This window comes from Rubrobacter calidifluminis (assembly GCF_028617075.1).
GTDB lineage: Bacteria > Actinomycetota > Rubrobacteria > Rubrobacterales > Rubrobacteraceae > Rubrobacter_E > Rubrobacter_E calidifluminis.
Genome location: NZ_JAQKGV010000048.1, coordinates 1 through 854, shown reverse-complemented (window position 1 = coordinate 854; position 854 = coordinate 1). Strand labels below are relative to the sequence as shown.

Here is an 854-nt window from a genome sequence, read left to right as displayed (position 1 = left end):
TCCGGCACAACCGGGGAGGGCCCGAGAACCCGCTCTCGGACGAAGAGCTCGCGGTTAAGTTTCGTTCCAACGCCGCAAGGGTATTCGACTGGAGCCGAGTGCGAGAGATCGAAGACGCTCTGATGGAGCTCGGCCCGCGTCCAGAGGGAGTTGCGAGGCTCTCCAGGCTGCTTCGCGCACCCGCCGATCACGGGTGAGGGCAGGCTCACGCCCAGCACCTCGTCGTACCCCCGTTGGGCTGTAGAACCTGTCCGACGAATGGGTCGGATCTGCTGCTGGCGAGGAAGGAGATGGTGGCCGCGATCTCCTCCGGCTTCCCTATCCTGCGGATGGGGCTCTCTGCCGCGTAGCGTTCCCTCATCTCCTCGACAGGTATGCCCGCGTCCCGGGCGTCGCACTCGAGTTGCGGCGTATCAGTCACCCCTGGAGCGACCACGTTGACGAAGATGCCCTCGGGAGCCAGCTCCCGTCCCAGCGTCTTTCCCAGGGAGATAAGCCCAGCCTTCGAGGCAGCGTAGGCGGTAGCGTTCGACCATCCAGTTACGCCCCACTCGGAACTTACGATGACGATCTTCCCTCTCCCGAGGCGCCGCATGCCGGGCAGTACGGACCGGATGAGATGAAATGTCCCGCAGAGGTTGGTCCTTATCTGGGCCCACCATTCATCCTCGCTCTGCTCCAGGAAAGGTCCCATCGCCATGTATGCAGCGTTGGAGACCAGCACACCCAAGGGCCCTGCCTCAGCCTCGATCCGGGAGACCATCTCTTCTACAGCGTGTGGATCCGATACGTCCGCGATCGCGGGGATCCCACCGCACTCTTCGACGATCCGGTCAAGTTCTTCGGAGGGTTTC

The 854-nt window shown here is 63.3% G+C and carries 1 protein-coding gene and 1 pseudogene; one reads left to right on the top strand and one right to left on the bottom strand.

Annotated features, from left to right (window positions below):
• Positions 1-197 (top strand): annotated as a pseudogene (locus tag PJB24_RS15790) (MmgE/PrpD family protein); the annotation flags it as partial.
• Between the two features lie 8 nt (positions 198-205).
• Here PJB24_RS15790 and PJB24_RS15785 read toward each other — a convergent pair.
• Positions 206-854, bottom strand: a 649-nt coding sequence (locus tag PJB24_RS15785; RefSeq protein ID WP_273847611.1) for an SDR family NAD(P)-dependent oxidoreductase, incomplete at its 5' end; no start/stop codon positions are given.